The organism is Tichowtungia aerotolerans, from assembly GCF_009905215.1.
Classification (GTDB): domain Bacteria; phylum Verrucomicrobiota; class Kiritimatiellia; order Kiritimatiellales; family Tichowtungiaceae; genus Tichowtungia; species Tichowtungia aerotolerans.
Window position 1 is genome coordinate 263,709 of sequence record NZ_CP047593.1, and the last position, 20,641, is coordinate 284,349.

Below are 20,641 nucleotides of genomic sequence, written 5' to 3' on the forward strand. Positions count from 1 at the left end.
TGCGTACAGACTGAACAGCAGCAGAAAGTCATGAGCTTATCGAATCAAAGCCATAGCGCTCTTTGAACCGCTGAATTTTCCGTTCAACTTTCTTTATTCCGAACCATTTTATCCAATTCGAGAGAGGAATCACTTCCGAAGAACCGAATCCGTCAATCATAACAACCACAAGCCCCGCCCCCTGGTCGCGAACAATGATGTTATGATCCAAGATATCGCGTGTAATCACAACTTCGCTCCGGAGCAAAAAGAAAAATGTCTCCAATGCCGCAAACAGCTCGGTGGTTTTCCCATTTTCCGCCACATACTGCTGCACTGTCAAAGGCACACTGCCGTCCGCGTTTCGAACTAAATCGGTAACAATTCCCGGCCCGCAGTTGGTTCCAGAAATGCCATAACAGCGCGGAAAATGATTCCAAACAGAATCCGTATGTTTCTCAAGCACCTTAAAGGATTTGAGCTCGCGCAGATTGTCATCAAACATCGAGAGTGGGCGCAAGCGCTTATACCAGGGGGTCGCTTCCCGGCGTTTTACCGGATCCCCGTTCGGCCCCAGAACCTTTATACATTTAGAAGCATCATCCGGATGCACATAGCAAACGCGCCGACCGCCGCGCGCAAAAACCAAACCATCATTCAGCACTATCATGATACGCAGGAATAAACGTTAAAGTGAGAAGTCGAACCAACCGTCTTCTGTGACTGATATTTTCACCGTTTCGAATCCCTTTCCACATAAAAAGGGAGGGGGTATTGTTAGCGTAAATCATTAGATTTGCACGAAAAAAGAAGGATATCCTCATGCGGACAATCAGAAAATCGGCCCCCTCCGGCACCCGGCCTTTTTGAAAGACACTTCCCTGCCGAAGGCGCGAAGCTGTCAGCTCGCCTCATCCAATGCTGCATGCCGATACTCCAACGAAGAAACAAGTATCAGAAAATAGCCCATCAGCTCTACGCCTTCTTCAACAATCGTCTTGATGACACGATAATGGTCATCTTCGATCAGTTCCTTCCAAAATCCGCCATATCCGAACAAGCGGGAAAAAACAATCAGAACGAGAAGTCCGCTCATAAAAACCCCGAATGCGGGCTGCTGCATAAACTCTGCAACCGACTCAAAGACCCGGCGCATATTGCGAATCAAATAAACCGTAAAAACCGCCAGGAGAAGCAGTACCAGCATCTTCCACGCATGCCTGCAGACCAAAACATCGAGAAAATAATCAGATTCCCGCACGGCAACACAAAAAAGAAAACCAGACAGCATGACAGCGCATGGAGCACACCGCTCATTGCTCCGCCCGACCCACAGCAAAACCAGCGCCGTACTCATGGCAAAAACCGTCTCCAGTGTTTCCACCGGCCCGATTTCGTCATAAAACACCGGTCCGTATTCAACGGCTCCCCACAGCATTCCAGCAGCAATCACCCCGAGCAGAACCGCATACACAAATATCCGCCCGATCAGACCGAACACTGCCCGATAAGTCGGACGGCTGATATAATCCATTTTCATAGAAATCATTCTATTTCCCAGACCTCACCAAACAAGCAAATTGCAAAGTGTGCATTACAACGACAAATTATTTTCTTCCAACTACCGGTCAGCCCATTTCTACCTAAAACAAATCCGATCAATCCAGTCGTTAAAGGCATCGGAACCGGAAAGCATTTCAATTTCCACACGCAAATAGATCACCGGCAGATCACACCGCTCAATGCGGGGAAAACGCACGGCATCCTTCTCCGTCGTCAGGATCATTTCCGCCCCGGACTCAGCAGCCTGATTAATGGTTTCAATAATCTCCTGCTGGCTGTAGCGATGATGGTCCGCATACTGGGCGCTGTGTACGATCTCCGCACCCAGCCGGCGCAATCCGTTTTCAAAACTTTCCGGAACAGCAATCCCGGAAACAGCAGATACTTTACGACCGTTCAGCGCCTCAAGCGGAAGCTGCTCCCGGGTGTACACATTCTGCAGATATTTAGATGTATGCCGACACTCAGAAATCTCCGCATGAGGATTCATCTCACGAAGCTTTGCTTTCAGCTCCGGAGCGCCTTCCGGAGGACACTTCGTAATGAAAATAAACCCGGCGCGCTTAATATTGCGAGCCGGCTCGCGCAGCAGCCCGCGCGGCAGAACATTGCCGTATCCAAACGGATTGGTGTAATCCACCAGAACAATATCCAAACGGTTCTGGAGCTTCAGATACTGAAACCCGTCGTCCAGCACCAGAGTATCACAGCCCAGTTTGCGAATCGCATACTTACCGGCTTTTACCCGGTCTTTATCCACCACAACCGCAACTTCGGGCAGATTGGACGCCAGCATATACGGCTCATCCCCCGCCAGTTCCGAATTGAGCAGCAGGCGCTCCCCATCCGACACCACACGCGGCAGGCGCTCATTTTTTTTCAGCACTTTATCCCAAAACGGCGTTTTGCGACTTTTATAACCCCGACTGAGAATCGCGACTTTACGCCCCTTCTGCTGCAAAGACCGGGAAAACGTCTCCACAATCGGGGTTTTTCCCGTTCCACCCACCGTCACATTACCCACGCTAATGACCTGACAGCCAAGCGTTTTCGCGCGAATGATCCGATGCTTATGCAGCCACAGACGCAACTGCACCAGAACATAAAAAATGCAGGACAATCCGCGCAGAAACCCGCGCAGACAGGACACGCGCTTTCCCCGCACCTCCTTTGAAATCACCTTTAACAGCCGCTGTTCCAGCCGTTCGTTGGGTTTTTCAGTCATCCTTCAATTCCAGTAATTCGCTAATCTGATGCGCTCCGGTCAGGCACACGGTCACATGATCGTGTCCAGCCTCAGCAAGAACCGTCTCAAACACCCGGCGCGCAAGAGACGGACTGTTGCAGTCTGAGCTCAAGTGCGCAAGAAAAAGATGTTTAAGCCTTTCTCCTGCAATCTGCGCAATCAGCTCAGCCGACGCCCGGTTGGAAAGATGCCCCTGATTGCTCAAAATCCGCTGTTTCAAACTCCATGGGCGCGGAGCCTCGTGCACCATCGACTCTTCGTGATTCGCTTCTATCACCACCACATCACAAGCGCGAAGCTTCTGCCGCAGCAAATTGGTCGCAATGCCGATATCCGTAGCAACGCCGATGCTTCCGACCCCGTTGCGAACCACAAACCCTACCGGCTCATACGCATCGTGCGGAATCGAAAACGGCTCCAGGCACAAATCGCCGATTTCAAAAGAGGAACCGGTGGTAAACTGGCAGCAGATCAACTCGTGCGTTCCTTTATGTGCCGCCCGGATCCCATCGAGCGTGCCGCCGTTGGCATACACCGGAATTCCGTGCTTCCGCTGAAGCACCCGAATGCCGGCAATATGGTCGCTGTGTTCATGGGTCACACAGATCGCATCCAGATTCTCCGGGTTTTCGCCGATTTCCGCCAGCCGTTCCGTGACTTTCTTTGCCGACAGTCCCGCATCAATTAAGATCCGGGTGCTCTCCGTTCCGATAAATATGCTGTTTCCGCTGCTTCCGCTCGCGAGTACACAAAGTTTAATGCTCATGAGTGTTCAATTGATCATTCAAAGGTTTCCTGTTATGCATAGGTCGTAATTGTCAGATAGTCACACTAATTTGTAAATCGAAATGCCAGCACAGTCTTTAGGTTTAGTACAGCAGCAGCGGATGGAGCAGTCGCTCACGCCGCAGATGCTGCAGTCGTTAAAAATTCTCCAGGCCCCGATCCTCGACCTTCAGCTGATGGTCCGGACGGAAATGGACCAGAACCCCACTTTGGAACGGGAAGCGCCGGAAGTCGAGGAAAGCGTCGACTTTGATGAAGCCGCCCGAGAAGAACTCCGCGAAGAACGCGAACTCGGCGAACTCACCGAACTTGCCGAGTGGGACCGGGAATTCCGCAACAACCGCGAAGTACGCTCCAGCAACGACGAGGAACGCCATCAGTTTATGATGGACTCCATCTCCGGCTCGGCCTCCCTGCAGGAACATCTGCTTGAACAGCTTTCTCTGGCCGGGCTCAGCGACCGCGAGCGCGGCATCGCCGAAGTCCTGATTGGGTCCATCGACGACGACGGCTACCTCCAGCTCGACCTCGATGGGATCATCGGTGTCACTCCGGAATTCCCGGAGGAACTCTTTGAGCGGATCATTGCCATCATTCAGGGATTCGATCCGATCGGCGTCGGTGCCCGATCACTCAAAGAATGTCTGCTGATACAGCTGCGCCATGAGGGTCGTAGCGACTCGCAGGAGGCCTCGTTGGTGGAAAACCACCTCGACAAACTCGGCGCCCATCAGTATGAGCAGATTGCCTCGGCCATGCGTCTGCCTCTTGAAAAAATCAACGAACTGGCACGTTCTATTGCAAAACTGGATCCCAAACCCGGCCGCAACTTCACCGCGGAGCAGACCGAATACGTCATTCCCGAAATCTCTGTAGAGAAACAGAACGGGAAATGGATCGTCATCCAGAACAAGTCCCCGTATCCGAGACTGTTCATCAGCCCGCGCTACCTGCAGTTGCTCAAAGACAAGACCACCGCGACAGAAACCCGCAAATACATCCGCGAAAAAATCGCCAAAAGCAAATTTTTCATCCGCAGTATCGACCAGCGACAGGACACCATCTACCGTATCGCCTGCGAAATCGTCAATGTTCAGGAAGAGTTTCTCGAAAAAGGAATCAGCGGGCTCAAACCGCTCACCATGAAGCAGGTGGCCGAGATTCTGGAGGTGCACGAAACAACCATCAGCCGAGCCTGCAACGGAAAATATATGTCCACCCCGCGCGGCGTTTTCGAATTTAAATATTTCTTCACTACCGGTGTAGCCCAGGCCGACGGAACCATCATCTCCAACGCTGCCATCAAAAGTGCTCTGGCCGACATCGTCCGCAACGAAAACAAAAAGAAACCGCTGTCCGACCAGAAAATCGGTGACGCACTCGCCGAACAGGGTATCCATATCGCCCGGCGCACCGTCGCCAAGTATCGCGAACAACTCAAAATCCTCCCGGCGCGCCTGCGCCGCCAGACCTGATTTATGACAACGCCTCTGAAAAAACTCCACATCACCAAAAGTGAAATCAACGGCCTCCCGATGCGCCAATACCAGGGACCGATTGACCTTATTTCCACAGCAGAAGATACAAAACGGGCTGCAGAAGAACTGCAAAAAGAAACACTGCTTGGTTTCGACACCGAAACCCGCCCGGCCTTTCGGCGAGGAGAAAGCTATCAACCCTCTCTCCTGCAACTGGCCACGGCCGAAAAGGCCTACCTCTTCCAGCTCCAACAAACCGGTTTGACCGCCGAAATCCGGTCCATTCTGTCAAACGAACGCATTGTCAAAGCCGGCGTCTCCATCCGTGACGACCTTAAAGAACTGAGAAAACTCTCAGAATTTGCCCCGGCCAGCTTTATCGAACTGGCTCACTCCGCAAAAAAAGCCGGAATTAAAAACCTCGGCCTGCGCGGCATGGGCGCTTTGCTGCTCGGCTTTCGCATCTCAAAAAAGGAGCAGGTCTCCAACTGGGCCCGGCGGGAACTGAGCCCTTCGCAAATCACCTATGCCGCCACCGACGCGTGGCTCGGACGCGAAATCTACCTGCACCTCGACCGCCACGGCCTCATCCTCCAACCCTGCGAAGAGCCATTTTAGGCGCAACACATAACGGCATCGTTCTATCTTCACGGGAAGGGACGAACAAATGCCGCCATACTAACGAGAGTGGCCTCATCAAATTAGAACGCAAGATTGTCGCTGTAAATCAGGCTGCCGCAGGATGACTAAACCAGTGATATATGCGTCGAACGGTTTATACGGATCTCCATTTGACTCGCAAAGTCCTGATAAAAAACCAAAGCATCATTTTGAATGTATGGGAAATACACGCAAAATCATCAACGCACACGGCGCCGATTACAAACAGGCGTTAAACCTGTAATGGATCTACTCAGCAAAAAAGGTATTCTGAGCCCATCTGTTACAGAACAGATTGCTCACAACATTTTTGGCATGGCAAAGACTCTAAAAATTATTCTGATCATGATCGGCCTGCTGACGGTATCCCTGCCGGCCAATGCATCCGAAAATGAATCATCTTCTTTTATGCCGGCTCCGACCTGCGAAACTTCCTCTCAGGATGATCATTCTGAAATTATGGTTAAAATAACCGGACTGCTGATTCTGATCGGCATCCCGGCAATTCTGTTCTGCTCAGGAATTCCAAAAAGAAACGGCCGAGTCAAATCCGGAGGACACTCTTACGGCGGCTATGGATCCTGTGGAGGGTTCGGCACAGGCGGCAGCGGCGGCGGAGGGTTTGGAGGCGGCTGTTCCGGAGGCGGAGGATCCAGTGGCGGTTGGTAGTTGCGATCCGGCCGAGTTACACGTAGCATTCTTTTTTCTTATGAAAAAACTCAAATTAATTTTTACCGTTCTGACTTTTGCGGCGGCTGCTCTGTCTGCCAATGCATCCGACCAACTGCTGAATTCTCTGCAGCCTCGCGGGCTGGTGAATGACTATGCCAATATCATTTCGGCATCTGAAGAACGACAGCTTCTATCCATGCTGACCGAAGTCCGGCAGAAAACCGGTGCGGAGCTGACGGTTGTCACCCTGCCGTCACTCGATGGCGGAGAAATTGATGACTTCACCAATCGGCTGTTTGAACGCTGGGGTGTCGGGCAAAAAGGCAAAGACAACGGCCTGATGTTTCTGGCGGCCATGCAGGACCGCAAAATGCGCATTGAAGTCGGTTACGGCCTCGAAGGCGCCATTCCCGATGCAACCGCGGGACGCATCCGCACAGAGATTATCACTCCGCACTTCAAAGCGGGCAACCCGGGAGCCGGCATCCTGCGGGGAATGGCCGCGCTGTCGCAGCGAGTCGCCGCCGAATACGGTGTATCACTGACCGGGGCCGCGCCGGTTCAATATCAGCGAACCTCCAATCGACGCGGCAATCCGCTGTTCATGATTATCTTCCTGATTTTCTTTATCCCGTTCGCAATTCGCCATCCGTTTCTGGCCATGATGCTGCTCAGCGGCGGCCGGGGCGGCGGTTACCGCTCGGGCGGTGGAGGCGGCTTCGGTGGAGGCGGCGGATTTGGCGGAGGCATGTCCGGCGGCGGCGGCTCCAGCGGCGGATGGTAAATCAAATTTTGGAGTAAAGGAGTATCGGAGTAATGGAAATGAAACCTGAAAAACTGACTCAGGAACTGGAAAAGGCCTGCGGAACAAAACTGAAATCGGTGATTCTATACGGTTCAGCTGCTGCGGGCGATCACGCCGGAAAGAAATCGGACTACAACGTCCTCGTCGTTGTCGACGAGCTCGGCATTGACACCCTCAATGCACTGGCAAAACCTGCGTCCGCCTGGGCTCAGGCCGGGAACCCGGCGCCCCTGCTCTTCACCGAAGACCGGCTGACAAAAGCAACCGACGTCTTCCCGATCGAGCTGCTCGACATCACCGAATGCCACAAAGTACTTTTCGGAAGCGATGCCGTCCAGGGATTGGAAATCAGCACAGAAAACCTGCGCCTGCAGATCGAACACGAGCTGCGCGGCGCACTGATCCGCCTTCGTCAAAGCTATCTGCTGACACAGGGCAAAACCAAAGCAGTCGCTGAGCTGATGACTGGATCACTCTCAACCTTCCTCGTACTCTTCCGCGCCGCGCTTCGACTCTTCGAAGAAACCGTGCCGCAGAAAAAGTTCCAGGCATTGGAAAAACTGGCAGGGCACCTGACCTTTGATGCATCCGTTTTCCAGACCGTACAGGCGCTCAAAGAAGGATCAAGAAAGGCAAAAGATGTCGATGTGCCTGAGCTGTTTAACAATTATTTAAAAACCGTCGAGTGCGTCATTGACGCCGTTGACGCACACATCCAGAAGGAGAATGCATAATGAAAAAAACACTGCTTATCGTTGGAATTATCGTCCTGATTCTAGTGGTCATCCCGCTGATGATGGTCAAAGGAAACTACAACCGGTTCGTCGGCCTTCAGGAAGGGGTGGATGCTCAGTGGGCCAATGTGGAAACCGTTCTTCAGCGCCGCTTCGACCTGATCCCGAACCTGGTCAATACCGTTAAAGGCTTTGCCGCACAGGAAAAAGAGGTTTTCACCAAAGTCACCGAACTGCGCAGCCAGTGGGCAGCAGCCGGCACCCCGAACGAAAAGGTTGAAGTCGCCAACCAGATGCAGGGCGCTCTCGGCCGCCTGATGCTGGTGGCGGAAAACTATCCGGAGCTGAAATCCAACCAGAACTTCCTCGCCCTCCAGGAAGAACTGGCCGGAACCGAAAACCGGATCTCCGTTGAACGCCGCCGCTACAACGACAGCGTCCGCAGCTACAACACCGCCATCCGCAAGTTTCCGGGCGTGATTATCGCCAATATGTTCGGCTTCGACAAACGCACCCCGTTTGAAGCCTCACCGGAAGCAGTCAATACCGTCCCCGCTGTTTCATTCTGAGTCCATCGCACAGACGAAAAAGCCGGGTTTTCCAAGGATTGGAAAATCCGGCTTTGTTTTTCCGGACTATGGAAGCATGAGCACTGCCTCATTCTGCCAAACAAGCTCGATCATGCTGAACTACATTCAAAAAATACAGCGTGTAGAAAACAGTAAAAAACGCATAAAGCACCGCCATCAATGGATGAAACAAATAAAGCATCCAGGGAGAACCGAACCACTCAACGGCCATTTCCCTCCCAACAGCCACAACCATCAGGATCGTCAAGGGAAGGCCCACGGGAGCTTTAAACAGCAACTGGATGCCAAACAACTTCCACCAGGATCCTCTAACCACTTGGAAGCTGCAAATGAATACCGAAAAGGCGCGCTTCTGCTTCAGAATCAAAGCCTGATAAACAAATATAAAATAGACCCCTAAAACGGTTTCGATCACAAGTACCGCGAAACGAAAAATCAACACACCAATTTCAGGGCATTCAACGAATGCTAGAAATTTGACCAGCCCGCTGGAAATTATTCCTCCCGCTAAAAACATCAAACGAATAACAAAAGCTGACAGGCAAATATTTCCAACACACTGAAAAACCTTTTTTAACTGAACCTGCTCCGTCCTTACCGACTGTGCTGTAAGAAAAATCACAAAAAGCATCCCGAGAAATCCAAACAGACTTGATGCCCTGAACTCCCAAACAAACCAATGATGGTTTAGCTCCCCGAACAAGTTCCCTGTAAATGTACTATCAACGCCTATCAGCAAAACCTGCCAACAAAACAAAACACCGAAAATAATCCCAAATCGGCGGCAATAGATCTTCCAACTGGCATAAAACAGCTCTTTCAGCGTCAGTTTTCTGTCATCTGGATTTGGAATCATTTCCCGACTTTGTCCATAAAGTTGAACCCTCGACAAAAATCAGGAATTTTTGAGCTTCAGCACCAACGCTCCGAGCGGCGGAAGATCGAACTGAAGAGAAAACTCCTTGCCGTGCCACGGAAGATGATGAGCGTCATACACGGATCCTTCTTCCGGCCCGGCATCGGAGCCGCCGCACTCGTAGGAGTCGGTGTTGAGGATCAGTTCCCAGTTCCCGGCAACGGGAAGACCGATCCGGTAGCCGGGGCGCGGCGTCGGCGTCAGATTCAGCACAACGGCCATCACATCCTCCGGGTTCTCACCTTTGCGCAGATAAGAGACGACCGAACTTTCCGCATCCTGGAAGTCGATCCAGTCGAATCCTTCCCAGGAGGATTCAATACCGTAAAGCGCAGGCTCCGATATGTAGAGCCGGTTCAGGATCTTAAGGAGGCGCTGCAGCTTCTGATGCGGCTCGTACTCGAGCAGATTCCAGTCGAGGCTGTTTTCGCTGTCCCACTCTTTCCACTGCCCGATTTCACAGCCCATGAAGAGCAATTTTTTACCGGGATGCGTGAACATGTAGGTGTAAAGCAGTCGCATGTTGGCGAACTTCTGCCACATATCACCGGGCATTTTGTCGAGCATGGAAGCTTTTCCATGAACCACCTCATCGTGCGAAAACGGCAGAATAAAGTTCTCGGTGAACGCATAGATCATCGAGAAGGTCAGATCGCCCTGATGGTATTTACGGTGGATTGGGTCCTTGCTGAAATAGGTGAGTGTATCGTTCATCCAGCCCATGTTCCACTTAAAGTCAAAGCCGAGCCCGCCCTGATCCAGCGGATGCGACACCTGAGGAAATGCGGTGGATTCTTCCGCAAACGTCAGAAAGCCGGGATACTGGCTATGGATAAGACTGTTAAAATGCTTCAGGAACTCAATGGCTTCGAGGTTTTCACGCCCGCCATATCTATTGGGAATCCACTGGCCTTCATTTCGTGAGTAGTCGAGATAAAGCATGCTGGCAACGGCATCAACACGCAGGCCGTCCAGATGATATTCCTCCGCCCAGAATACTGCGGACGAAAGCAGAAACCCGCTGACCTCGTGGCGGCCGTAGTTGGGAATCAGCGTTCCCCAGTCCATGTGCTCGCCCTGACGCGGATCGGAGTGCTCATACAGATGCGTGCCGTCGAAGTAGCCGAGGCCGTGGGCATCTTTCGGGAAATGGGCGGGAACCCAGTCGAGAATCACGCCGAGTCCAACCTGATGGCAGCAATCGACAAAATACCGGAAATCGGCGGGAAAACCGAAGCGGGAGGTGGGTGCGTAATAACCGGTGGCCTGATACCCCCACGATCCGTCATAGGGATGCTCTGTGATCGGCAGCAGCTCAATGTGCGTGTGCCCCATCTCTTTTACATACGGAACCAGCTGATCAGCCAGCTCACGATAGGTGAGCCAGCGATTGCCTTCTTCCGGCATCCGTTTCCATGAACCCGGGTGCAGTTCATAAATGCTGACCGGACTCTTATGCCAATTGGTCTGCGCCCGTTTTTCCAGCCACGCACCGTCATTCCACTCATAGCCGGACAGATCGCAGACAACGGATGCCGTGCGCGGACGCAGCTCTGTTTCAAACGCATACGGATCGGCTTTCTGCGCCCAGAAGCCGTTTGGACCCTTGATCTCAAATTTATACTGGTCACCCACTTTAGCGCCGGGAATAAAACGCTCCCAGACACCGGAGTTTTCAATGCGCTTCATCTCATGAATCCACGCCTCCCAGTTGTTAAACGAGCCGATGACGCTGACGTTCTCGGCGTTCGGCGCCCAGACCGAAAAATAGACCCCGTGCTCGCCGTTTTCCTCCAGAGGATGCGCCCCGAGTTTTTCGTAGGCGCGGTAGTGAGTTCCCTGTCCATGCAGAAACAGGTCGAAATCGGTGAGCTTAGGTCTTTTTTCCATAGATGCTTCCAAACGTTGAAACTTTTTACCCGATTTTTTCCAACCATTGAAAGTCTATTGCGTCGGCAATTGGCTGGTTTTCCAGGGTTTGGAAAAAATCAGTAGGCCCGGGCGTCGTTGTCTTCCATAAAATTGATGAAAGAACGGTTCGCCACGCGGTTTCCGCCCGGAGTGGGATAGTTACCGGTAAAGTACCAGTCGCCTTTATGATTCGGGCAGGCAGCATGCAGACCTTCAATGCTCTGGTAGATCACCTCAAACTCTGCATTCAGGTCCGGCGGGCGCAGAATCTCAGCAATTTTCGCTTCCACTTCACGCGGCTTAAACAGCTTGAACAAAACCTTCACTTCATTCACAACCTCTTCGCGCGGCAGCTCCATAGAGGCTTTACATTTCTCGTAAATTTCCGTCAGAAGCGCTTCCCGGCCGGTTTCTTTAACCAAAGCAATCGCTGCCTGGAATGCCACAAAGTCCTTCAGTTTGGACATATCAATCCCGTAGCAATCAGGATAACGAATTTCCGGAGCGGACGAAACAATCACGATTTTTCTGGGCCGCAGACGGTCCAGAATGCGCAGGATGCTTTCGCGCAGGGTGGTGCCGCGGACAATGGAGTCGTCGAGCGCCACCAACGTATCTTCAGGCCGAACAATCCCATAGGTGGTGTCGTACACCATCGAAACCAGCTCGGTGCGATCCGCATCCGCGGTAATGAACGTGCGAAGCTTCGCATCCTTGGTCATGATTTTTTCCATGCGCGGCTGATAGTTGACCAACTCGGCAATCCGTTCCGGCGAAAGATCCCGCTTGGCCAGAATATGGTGCTGGGCACGCTCGGCCACATAGGTCTTGGTTCCTTCAATCAGTCCGTAGAACGCGGCATCAGCCGTGTTGGGAATGTATGAAAAGACCGTGTGGTCCAAATCGTAGTCGACCGCTTTGAGCACGCGCTCGGTCAGCTGGCGCCCGAGCTGCTTGCGCTCGTTGTAGATATCGCGATCGGTTCCGCGCGAGAAATAAATACGCTCAAACGAACACGGAGCCACGGTCTTGACTTCAGAAATCTGCTCATGCAGGACTTCGCCGGTTTTGCGGATAATCAGTGCATGACCGGGCTTGATTTCCTCCACTGCATCAATCGGAACATTAAACGCTGTCTGGATCGCCGGACGTTCGGAGGCTACGACGACAAACTCGTCATCGCGATAGAAGAATCCGGGACGAATTCCACAGGCATCGCGCATCACGAACATATCGCCGTTGCCGATCATGCCCGCCATTGTGTAACCACCATCAAAATTTTTGACCGAACGTTTCAGAATGCTCAGCAAATCAAGATTTTCGGCGATTTTCTGCGTGATCTCCATCCGGGAGATCCCTTCCTTGCGGAACTGGCGGAACAGCCGATCGTTTTCTTCATCGAGAAAATGGCCGATTTTCTCCAGCACCATCACCGTATCTTTTTCACTGCGCGGATGCTGTCCCAGTTCCACCAGCGTTTCGAAAAGCTGATCGTTGTTGGTCAGGTTAAAGTTCCCGGCCAGTACCAGATTGCGGCTGAGCCAGTTGCTCTGGCGGAGAAACGGATGGCAATAGTTGAGCCCGCCCTGCCCGCGGGTTCCGTAGCGCAGATGGCCGAGCAGCAGTTCCCCGGCAAACTTGGCGTGCTTTTTGATCCACGCCGGATCATTGATTCCGTCCGGGTTTTCGTCAAAAGCTTCCGCAAGCGATCCGAGCATGTGCTGATGCACCTGCTGAATCGGGTTTTTATCTGCCGAACGCGCACGGAAAATAATCGGCCGGCCCGGTTCCACATCGGTTTTAATGACCGCTGCGCCGCAGCCGTCCTGCCCCCGGTTATGCTGCTTTTCCATCAGCAGGTAGAGGCGATTAATTGCAAAATACGGCGATCCGTATTTTTCGATATAATACTCAAACGGCTTCAAAAGCCGGATTGCGGCAATGCCGCATTCATGGCCGATCCAGTCACTCATATCCCATACACTCCTGTCGGTTCCGGATACAAAACCGAATCCTTGCATCCCCCTCTCCTCCGGTCAACCGGTTTTTCCAATCTTTGGAAAAGTCGGGTCGCCGTTGAAACTGAAAAATCTTTCTGGAAGCAATCCGGCTTTTGAATACGATCTGTTTAACAGCAAAGAGGTTGCCAAATAATGAAAAACGACAAACGGGACGCATTCATTGAAACCTTATACAACCGTGTGACCGGCGAGGAAGACACCCGCGTATGTAAAGATATTCCGGAATCCGCCTGCAAAGACCAGCCACACAACTTTTTTGCTTATCTCGGATCCAACCTCCTCGGGAAAGTGGCCGACGAGATCGCCAGCGCCAAACTGATTATTCCGTGGCTGTTCGGCATGCTCGGCGTTCCGGCCATCTTCACCGGATTTCTGGTTCCCATCCGTGAAGGCGGCGTTCTGCTTCCTCAGCTGCTCGTCGCCGCCGCGGTCCGGAAAATGGCGATTCGGAAAAAGGTGTGGATTGTCGGAGCGCTGTTGTCGGCCATCAGCCTGTTCGGAATGGCCGCCGCGGCACTGAGTGCGAAAGGCGCCTCCGCGGGTGGAGCCATTCTGCTGATGCTGATTCTCTTCAGCCTGTCGCGCGGGCTCTGCTCAGTTTCCGCCAAAGATGTTCTCGGCAAAACTGTTTCCAAAAGCCGGCGCGGTGCACTGATGGGATGGAGTTCCGGTCTCTCCGGCATTGCCGTCCTGCTGATCGGGCTGTGGCTGGGAACCGTTGATTTAGAGACTGCCGGACCGCACGTCTTCTTCGGCCTGCTTATCACCAGCGGCATCCTGTGGATTATTGCCAGCCTGATTTTTTCCGCCATCACTGAACAGCCGGGTGCAACTGAAGGCGGAGGCAATGCTCTGAAAGTTGCAATGCAGCAGCTGAAACTCCTAAAAACCGACGCACCGTTCCGCCGTTTCGTCACTGCCCGCGGGCTGCTTTTATCCGTCGCTCTCGCACCGCCGTTTTATGTTTTAATCGCGCAGTCGCAAACCGAAGGCGGACTGCTTGGTCTTGGATCACTCATCATCGCCAACGGACTGGCCGCCAGCCTCTCCGCTCCGTTCTGGGGCTACATGGGCGACCGATCCAGCAAGCAGGTCATGGCGATTGCCGCGACCGGCTCCGGACTGCTCGGCATCTTCACATTCATTGCCGTAATGAATCATTGGCAATGGGCTATCAACGCATACGGCATGGCTGTTATTTTCCTGATTCTCAACGTCATGCACGGCGGCGTGCGCCTCGGACGCAAAGTGTATCTGGTGGATATGGCAACCGGAGACAACCGCGCCGCCTATGTCGCCATCTCCAACACCGTCATCGGCGTACTGATGCTTTTCGGCGGCCTGATCGGCTTGATCGGAGACTGGCTGGGCCCGGCCGCGACGGTTCTGGTGCTGGGCGCCCTGTCCATCTTATCCGTCTTTTACATCAAACATCTGCCCGACGTCAGCGAACCTTCATAGCACGGAAAAGAAGGTCTAGTCGGGCAAAACGTCCGATTCATTGCGATCCATGTAAAGCGTTTGGGTCGGATACGCAAATTCAATGCCTTCTTTCTCAAACTCTTCGTAAAGACCGAGGTTGATGGCCTGCTGAATGTCCATGTAACGGTTGTAATCCGCGCTATGAACATAATAGACAAACTCAAAGTCGAGCGAATACGCCCCGTAGGCTTTAAAGTGGGCACGATCGAAATGGACATCATCCAACTGGTCGAGTTGTTCTTTGAAAATGTCCGGAATTTTCCGAAGTTTGGACGGCGGGGTCTGATAGGTGACACCAACCCCAAAAACAACCCGGCGCTGCTCCATTCGTTTATAATTCCGAATGCGGCTTTTCAGCAGGTCGTTATTGGAAAAAATCAGCTGCTCGCCTCCAAGGCTTCGAATGCGGGTTGTTTTCAACCCGATGTGATCCACCGTGCCGAGAAAGTTGTCGACGATAATAAAATCGCCGATTGAGAATGGACGATCGAGTGATATGGAGAGCGAAGCAAACAGATCGCTCAAAATGTTCTGCAACGCCAGCGCAACCGCGATCCCTCCAATCCCCAATCCGGTGATCAGCGTGGTCACATCGACTCCGGGAATATTGTCAAGGACGGCCAGCACCACCAGAACGACAATGAAAATCCGGCCCATAAAAACGAGAGCCCTTGCTGTCGTCACCTTGCCGGCGTTCTGTTCGAGATGCTGCCGTTCATAACGGCGAACCGCCGCCGTCAGAAACGCGTTCACCCAAACACCGCACTGAATAATCAGCAGCATAACCATTGCCGACCGTCGCCATAATGATGCCGTGTCAGAAAGCTCAAGGACACGGCTGCCAACAAAGGCTGAAACGGCCGCGATAAACGGGTAGGAAATACTGCCGGCCGTCGTTGTGAGCGCATGGACTGTTTTCTGAACAAACCGCCGCCGGAGTTCGCGCCGGGCCCAACGACGCCCAACCACCCGGATCAGCCAAAGTGCCAGAGCAATCATCACGGCAACCGCACAGGCAGTTGCCCATCGATCCAGCGCATTGCCAAGGAAGGTCGTATTTTCCAAATTTCCGAAAAAATCTGTCGTCATATCTTCACCCTGTGTTTCCTGCTGTACGACTCCATAAAACAAATGATCGGCAGGCGTTCCCAGAAAATATTACAAAAACCCTTCACATTCAATCTGAGTCCGCTTCAATAGAACGCAGGTTTCCGAAGAACAACTGAAGAACCGCATCAGAAGAATGATTTTAGTATTGGGGGAAATCCTGTTTGACGAACTGCCGCAAGGCAGGCGACCGGGCGGCGCTCCGTTTAATTTCGCGCAGCACCTGCACCGGATGGGCCACGATGTGCGTTTTGTTTCGTGCATCGGACGAGACAAATACGGAGTGGAACTGCTGAAACTGGTTCTGGAAACCGGTCTGGATTCCAACTGGCTCCAACGGCATGACGAGGCCCTCACCGGACGTGTCGCCATTACACTCGATCCCGGCGGCGTTCCAACCTACGACATCGTGATCAATGCGGCATATGACTTTATTGATTTCGACGCCCTGCCGCCAATGTCTCCGGAAATGGTTTCCTTCGGCTCGCTCATCCAGCGCACCAAAGCCGGCCGCAAAGGGCTGCAGAATTATCTGCGGTCTCTGCCAAAGTCCACTCAGCGGTTTTACGACGTCAATTTCCGCGACGGCTGCACCTCCGGCGAGATCCTGATCCCATCCCTGCAGCAGGCCGACATCCTGAAGCTCAACGACGATGAACTTCCAATGGTTGGAAAACTGACCGGATCGGATCTCTCCGGCGACGTGCTCGTCGAATGGCTGATGCAGACATACGCCATCGAACAGGTCGCGCTGACCCGCGGATCGAACGGCTGCGCGCTCTACCGCGAAGGCACAAAAACCGAAATGCCGTCCGGCCCGTTAACCAAAGAAGACATTGTGGATACGGTCGGCGCCGGTGATGCTTTTGCGGCCATGCTGGCTCACTGCCTCGTCAACAACGCCGATTCCCACACCACACTGCAACAGTGCACTCGGCTGGCGGAATTTGTCTGCACCGTTCCCGGCGCCGTGCCGGACGACGATTCCATTTACAAAACACTGACTTAAATAATATCATGAAAAACGACGACCTCACCATTCACATGTTCAGCCTGCACGGACTGATTCGCGGCAGCAACCTGGAAATGGGCCGCGACGCCGACACCGGCGGACAGATTAAATATGTTCTTGAAGAAGGGCTGGAACTGTCGCGGCAGCCGGGTGTCGGCCGCGTAGACCTTTTTACCCGGCGGATCGACGACCCGACGGTTTCGGACGACTACAGCGTAGCCGTCGAACAGATCACCGACAAATTCCGGATCATCCGCATTCCGTGCGGCGGCCGCAAATACATGCGCAAAGAACTGCTCTGGCGGCATCTGGATGAATATATCGACAAATCGATCAAATTCATCAAAAGCGAAGGTCGACTGCCCGATCTCGTACACGGCCACTATGCCGATGCCGGATACGTCGCCATGTGGCTCGGCCGCCTCTTTGGAGTTCCGTTTATTTTCACCGGTCACTCGCTGGGACGCTCCAAAAAACGCAAACTTCTCAGCGACGGAATGACTGAAGACAAAATCGACCGCAGATACATGATTGAGCAGCGGATCGAAACAGAAGAGGAAATTCTTCAGTCCGCTGACATGATCATCACCAGCACGCGACAGGAAGTCGACCAGCAGTACGGCGAATATCTGAGTCACCAGTTCCCGACCTTCCGCGTCATCCCGCCGGGACTCGATCTCGATAAATTCTATCCCTACTACCACAGCCAGCTCTCCGAGAAAGAACCGGACGAAGAACTGCTGCACGCACACGCATCGATTCTGCGCGAGCTGGAGCGCTTCTTTAAAAATAAAGAAAAACCGCTCATCCTCGCACTCTGCCGGCCCGACAAACGCAAAAACATCAACGGCCTCATCAAAGCCTATGGCAAAAGCCGAGACCTGCAGGCCATGGCCAATCTCGCCATCTACGCCGGAATCCGCAAAGACATCACGCAGATGGAAGACAACGAACAGGGCGTCCTGACCGACATGCTTCTGCTGATGGACAAGTATGACCTCTACGGAAAAATGGCAATTCCGAAGAAACACGATTTCCAGCTCGAAGTGCCGGAGCTCTATCGGATCGCTGCCGAAAGCCGAGGGGTGTTTGTAAACGCCGCGCTCACCGAACCGTTCGGACTGACCCTTCTCGAAGCCGCAGCAACCGGCCTGCCGCTGGTCGCCACCGATGACGGAGGTCCGCGCGACATTCTGGCAAACTGCAAAAACGGCGAGCTGGTTGAGCCGTCCGACACAGAAGCCATTGCAACCGCCATCAAAAAAATCGTCGCAGACCCCGATCTCTGGGACGAATACTCAAAGAACGGCCTGCTCAATGTGCGCGAACACTACACCTGGGAAACACACGCCACCAACTACCTCAAAGAGATCCGCACGGTCATCAACGATAATCCGCCGGACAAAGCGGATGCATCCAAAACCCCGACGGCCATCGGCCGCCGCTTTGCCAAACTCAACCATTTCTTCATCACCGATATCGACAACACGCTCATCGGTGATGACAACAGTCGACTGGATGAATTAAAAGCCTTCCTCGAAACGCATCATAATCAACTCGGTTTCGGGATCGCCACAGGACGGACGATTGATTCCGCACTGCAGATTCTTGCCGAATACGACCTGCCGAAACCGGACGTCATGATCACCTCCGTCGGCGCCGAAATCTATTACGGCGGTCAGCACCACCCCGACCGCGGATGGGCGGCGCATCTTTCCAACCATTGGAACCGCGAAAAAATCCGCAGCCTGCTCGAAGACTTCGACTTCCTCGAGTATCAGGAGGAAGACACCCAGCGGCCGTTCAAGGTCAGCTACAACATGGACCCGGCAAAAGACCGTCTGACGCAGGTCCATGAACTTCTGCAGAAAAACCGATGCCGCTATACAATGATCTACTCACACGAGCAGTTCCTCGACATTCTTCCGCACCGCGCATCCAAAGGAAAGGCCATCCGCTACATCAGCTACAAATGGAACATTCCGCTCAGCAGCATTATTGTCTCCGGCGACTCCGGCAACGACGCCGAAATGCTGCGCGGTGACCTCAACGGAATCGTGGTCGGAAACTACAGCCATGAGCTCGACCGCTTCCGCGGCCAGCGCAAAGTGTACTTTGCCGACGCCGAATGCGCCGGCGGAATCCTCGAAGGACTCGCACACTACAACGTCAAAGCGAAACTGGAAAACTCATGAACATTCAGAACAAAGTCCAGCTCATCACCTACCCGGACAGTCTTGGCGGGAACCTGCTGACCCTTCACTACTGCCTGCGCAAGCACCTCAGCACCGCCATCGGAGGGGTGCATCTGCTTCCGTTCTATCCATCGTCCGCCGACCGCGGCTTCGCGCCCATCACCTACGCGGAAGTTGATTCCCAGTTCGGAACGTGGACCGACGTTGAAAAAATCGCAGCCGACTTCGACCTCACCGTTGACTTTATGGTCAACCACATTTCACGCCAGTCGCCGTTCTTCCAGAACTACCTCGAACTGGGAGACGATTCCGAGTTCGCCGACATGTTTCTCAGCTTCAATAAATTCGGTCCCAACGGCATCAGCGATGAAGACCTCGCCAAGGTCTACACCCGCAAGCCGCGCCCGCCCTACCTCGAAATCCAGCGTCCCGATGGAAGTATTGAACGCATCTGGTGCACCTTCGACTACGAACAGATCGATCTCGACTGGAACTCGCCGCTCACCCGCTCCTACATGCGTAATGAACTCATTCGCCTCGCACGCAGTTCCGCCAAAATGATCCGGCTCGATGCCTTTGCCTACACCACTGTCGACATCGGAACCGACTGCTACTTCCGCGAGCCCGCCGTCTGGGAACTGCTCGACTGGCTCAAAGACTGCGTCGCGCCGTTCGATGCCGACGTCCTCCCCGAGGTCCACGAACACCACCGCTATCAGCAAAAGCTCGCCGACCACGACTTCTGGTGCTACGACTTCGCCCTGCCCATGCTCGTCCTCCACAGCCTCTATCATCACACCGGAGAAAAACTCAAACACTGGCTGAACATCTGCCCGCGCAAACAGATGACCACCCTCGACACACACGATGGCATCGGCATCGTCGACGTCGAGGACCTGCTCACCCAGGAAGAAATCGACAGCACCGTCAAAGGGCTCTACGAAAAAGGCTCCAACGCCAAAAAGATCTACTCCGGCCCGGAATACCAGAATCTGGACATTTATCAGATCAACTGCACCTACTACTCCGCGCTCAACTGCGACGACAACTCCTACATCGCCGCCCGCGCCATCCAGTTCTTCGCCCCCGGCATCCCGCAGATCTACTATGTCGGCCTGCTCGCCGGCGAAAACGACACCGATCTCGTCGAACTCACCCGCAACGGTCGCGACATCAACCGCCACAACTACGGCATTGAAGAAGTGAATCAGGACATTCAGAAACCCGTCGTTCAGCGCCTCCTGCGCCTCATGGAATTCCGCAGCACTCACCGTGCGTTCGACGGCGACCTCACCATCGGCGACACCCCGGACAACCAGCTCCACCTCACCCGCACTAACGGGCAGCACCGCGCCTCCGTTCACATCCACCTGAAAACCTACGAATGCTCCCTCACCTATACCGACGACGAAGGCGGCGAACAAACCATCGTTCTTTAATCACCGCGCATTCTTTTTCAAGGCTTGTCAGATCTGTCTCGGCCA

The 20,641-nt window shown here is 53.4% G+C and carries 18 protein-coding genes; 10 read left to right on the plus strand and 8 right to left on the minus strand.

Translation table 11 applies throughout. The annotated features are described in order from the left end of the window. Positions 1 to 28 precede the first annotated feature (28 nt). From GT409_RS01020 to GT409_RS01035, 4 genes are all read right to left on the minus strand, one after another. Positions 29 to 649, minus strand: a complete 621-nt coding sequence (locus GT409_RS01020; protein WP_160626124.1) for a YrbL family protein — start codon at positions 647 to 649, stop codon at positions 29 to 31. A gap of 231 nt (positions 650 to 880) precedes the next feature. After that, positions 881 to 1,528 (minus strand): hypothetical protein, encoded by a 648-nt coding sequence (locus GT409_RS01025; RefSeq protein ID WP_160626125.1) that lies wholly within the window; start codon positions 1,526 to 1,528, stop codon positions 881 to 883. 90 nt (positions 1,529 to 1,618) lie between these two features. Next, complete coding sequence (lpxK, locus tag GT409_RS01030) at positions 1,619 to 2,767, minus strand: tetraacyldisaccharide 4'-kinase (RefSeq protein ID WP_160626126.1); 1,149 nt, start codon at positions 2,765 to 2,767, stop codon at positions 1,619 to 1,621. Further along, positions 2,760 to 3,554, minus strand: a complete 795-nt coding sequence (locus GT409_RS01035) for an MBL fold metallo-hydrolase (RefSeq protein WP_160626127.1) — start codon at positions 3,552 to 3,554, stop codon at positions 2,760 to 2,762. Before GT409_RS01035 ends, lpxK begins: the two co-directional genes overlap by 8 nt. Before the next feature lie 82 nt (positions 3,555 to 3,636). On the opposite strand from GT409_RS01035, the gene rpoN reads away from it, so the two are divergent. The 6 genes from rpoN (at position 3,637) to GT409_RS01065 (ending at position 8,492) form a co-directional block, all read left to right on the plus strand. Next, on the plus strand, positions 3,637 to 5,049 hold the full coding sequence (gene rpoN / locus GT409_RS01040; RefSeq protein WP_269844961.1) for an RNA polymerase factor sigma-54: 1,413 nt from the start codon (positions 3,637 to 3,639) through the stop codon (positions 5,047 to 5,049). A gap of 3 nt (positions 5,050 to 5,052) precedes the next feature. After that, positions 5,053 to 5,670: a 3'-5' exonuclease gene (locus tag GT409_RS01045; RefSeq protein ID WP_160626129.1), complete on the plus strand. Its 618-nt coding sequence runs from the start codon at positions 5,053 to 5,055 to the stop codon at positions 5,668 to 5,670. A 357-nt stretch (positions 5,671 to 6,027) separates the two neighbouring features. Next, the gene (locus GT409_RS15830; RefSeq protein WP_233231584.1) at positions 6,028 to 6,381 is read left to right on the plus strand and encodes a hypothetical protein; all 354 of its coding nucleotides are present in this window, start codon (positions 6,028 to 6,030) and stop codon (positions 6,379 to 6,381) included. Positions 6,382 to 6,421: 40 nt separating this feature from the next. Next, a complete protein-coding gene (locus GT409_RS01055) occupies positions 6,422 to 7,168 on the plus strand; it encodes a TPM domain-containing protein (RefSeq protein ID WP_160626130.1) in 747 nt (248 codons plus the stop codon). Positions 7,169 to 7,200: 32 nt separating this feature from the next. Beyond that, positions 7,201 to 7,923 carry a nucleotidyltransferase domain-containing protein gene (locus GT409_RS01060; protein WP_160626131.1) on the plus strand — a complete coding sequence of 241 codons (723 nt, stop codon included), beginning with the start codon at positions 7,201 to 7,203 and terminating at the stop codon, positions 7,921 to 7,923. Continuing rightward, on the plus strand, positions 7,923 to 8,492 hold the full coding sequence (locus GT409_RS01065; protein ID WP_160626132.1) for a LemA family protein: 570 nt from the start codon (positions 7,923 to 7,925) through the stop codon (positions 8,490 to 8,492). The genes GT409_RS01060 and GT409_RS01065 overlap by 1 nt, the downstream gene beginning before the upstream one ends. 88 nt (positions 8,493 to 8,580) lie before the next feature. On the opposite strand, the gene GT409_RS01070 is transcribed toward GT409_RS01065, so the two are convergent. The 3 genes from GT409_RS01070 to GT409_RS01080 form a co-directional block, all read right to left on the minus strand. Further along, positions 8,581 to 9,369: a hypothetical protein gene (locus GT409_RS01070; protein ID WP_160626133.1), complete on the minus strand. Its 789-nt coding sequence runs from the start codon at positions 9,367 to 9,369 to the stop codon at positions 8,581 to 8,583. A 39-nt stretch (positions 9,370 to 9,408) separates the two neighbouring features. Then, the gene (gene glgB, locus GT409_RS01075; protein ID WP_160626134.1) at positions 9,409 to 11,319 is read right to left on the minus strand and encodes a 1,4-alpha-glucan branching protein GlgB; all 1,911 of its coding nucleotides are present in this window, start codon (positions 11,317 to 11,319) and stop codon (positions 9,409 to 9,411) included. A gap of 98 nt (positions 11,320 to 11,417) precedes the next feature. Further along, entirely contained in the window at positions 11,418 to 13,313 is a 1,896-nt protein-coding gene (locus GT409_RS01080) for an amidophosphoribosyltransferase (RefSeq protein WP_160626135.1), read from the minus strand. Positions 13,314 to 13,493: 180 nt separating this feature from the next. Between GT409_RS01080 and GT409_RS01085 the strand changes: the two genes are divergently transcribed. Beyond that, positions 13,494 to 14,822, plus strand: a complete 1,329-nt coding sequence (locus tag GT409_RS01085) for an MFS transporter (RefSeq protein WP_160626136.1) — start codon at positions 13,494 to 13,496, stop codon at positions 14,820 to 14,822. Between the two features lie 15 nt (positions 14,823 to 14,837). Here GT409_RS01085 and GT409_RS01090 read toward each other — a convergent pair whose 3' ends face one another. After that, positions 14,838 to 15,932: a mechanosensitive ion channel family protein gene (locus GT409_RS01090; RefSeq protein WP_160626137.1), complete on the minus strand. Its 1,095-nt coding sequence runs from the start codon at positions 15,930 to 15,932 to the stop codon at positions 14,838 to 14,840. Between the two features lie 154 nt (positions 15,933 to 16,086). On the opposite strand from GT409_RS01090, the gene GT409_RS01095 reads away from it, so the two are divergent. The 3 genes from GT409_RS01095 to gtfA are packed head-to-tail and all read left to right on the plus strand — an operon-like array spanning position 16,087 to position 20,596. Then, a complete protein-coding gene (locus GT409_RS01095; protein WP_160626138.1) occupies positions 16,087 to 16,959 on the plus strand; it encodes a PfkB family carbohydrate kinase in 873 nt (290 codons plus the stop codon). A gap of 8 nt (positions 16,960 to 16,967) precedes the next feature. Further along, on the plus strand, positions 16,968 to 19,157 hold the full coding sequence (locus tag GT409_RS01100; RefSeq protein WP_160626139.1) for a sucrose-phosphate phosphatase: 2,190 nt from the start codon (positions 16,968 to 16,970) through the stop codon (positions 19,155 to 19,157). Next, a complete protein-coding gene (gene gtfA, locus GT409_RS01105) occupies positions 19,154 to 20,596 on the plus strand; it encodes a sucrose phosphorylase (RefSeq protein ID WP_160626140.1) in 1,443 nt (480 codons plus the stop codon). Before GT409_RS01100 ends, gtfA begins: the two co-directional genes overlap by 4 nt. Positions 20,597 to 20,641 lie beyond the last annotated feature (45 nt).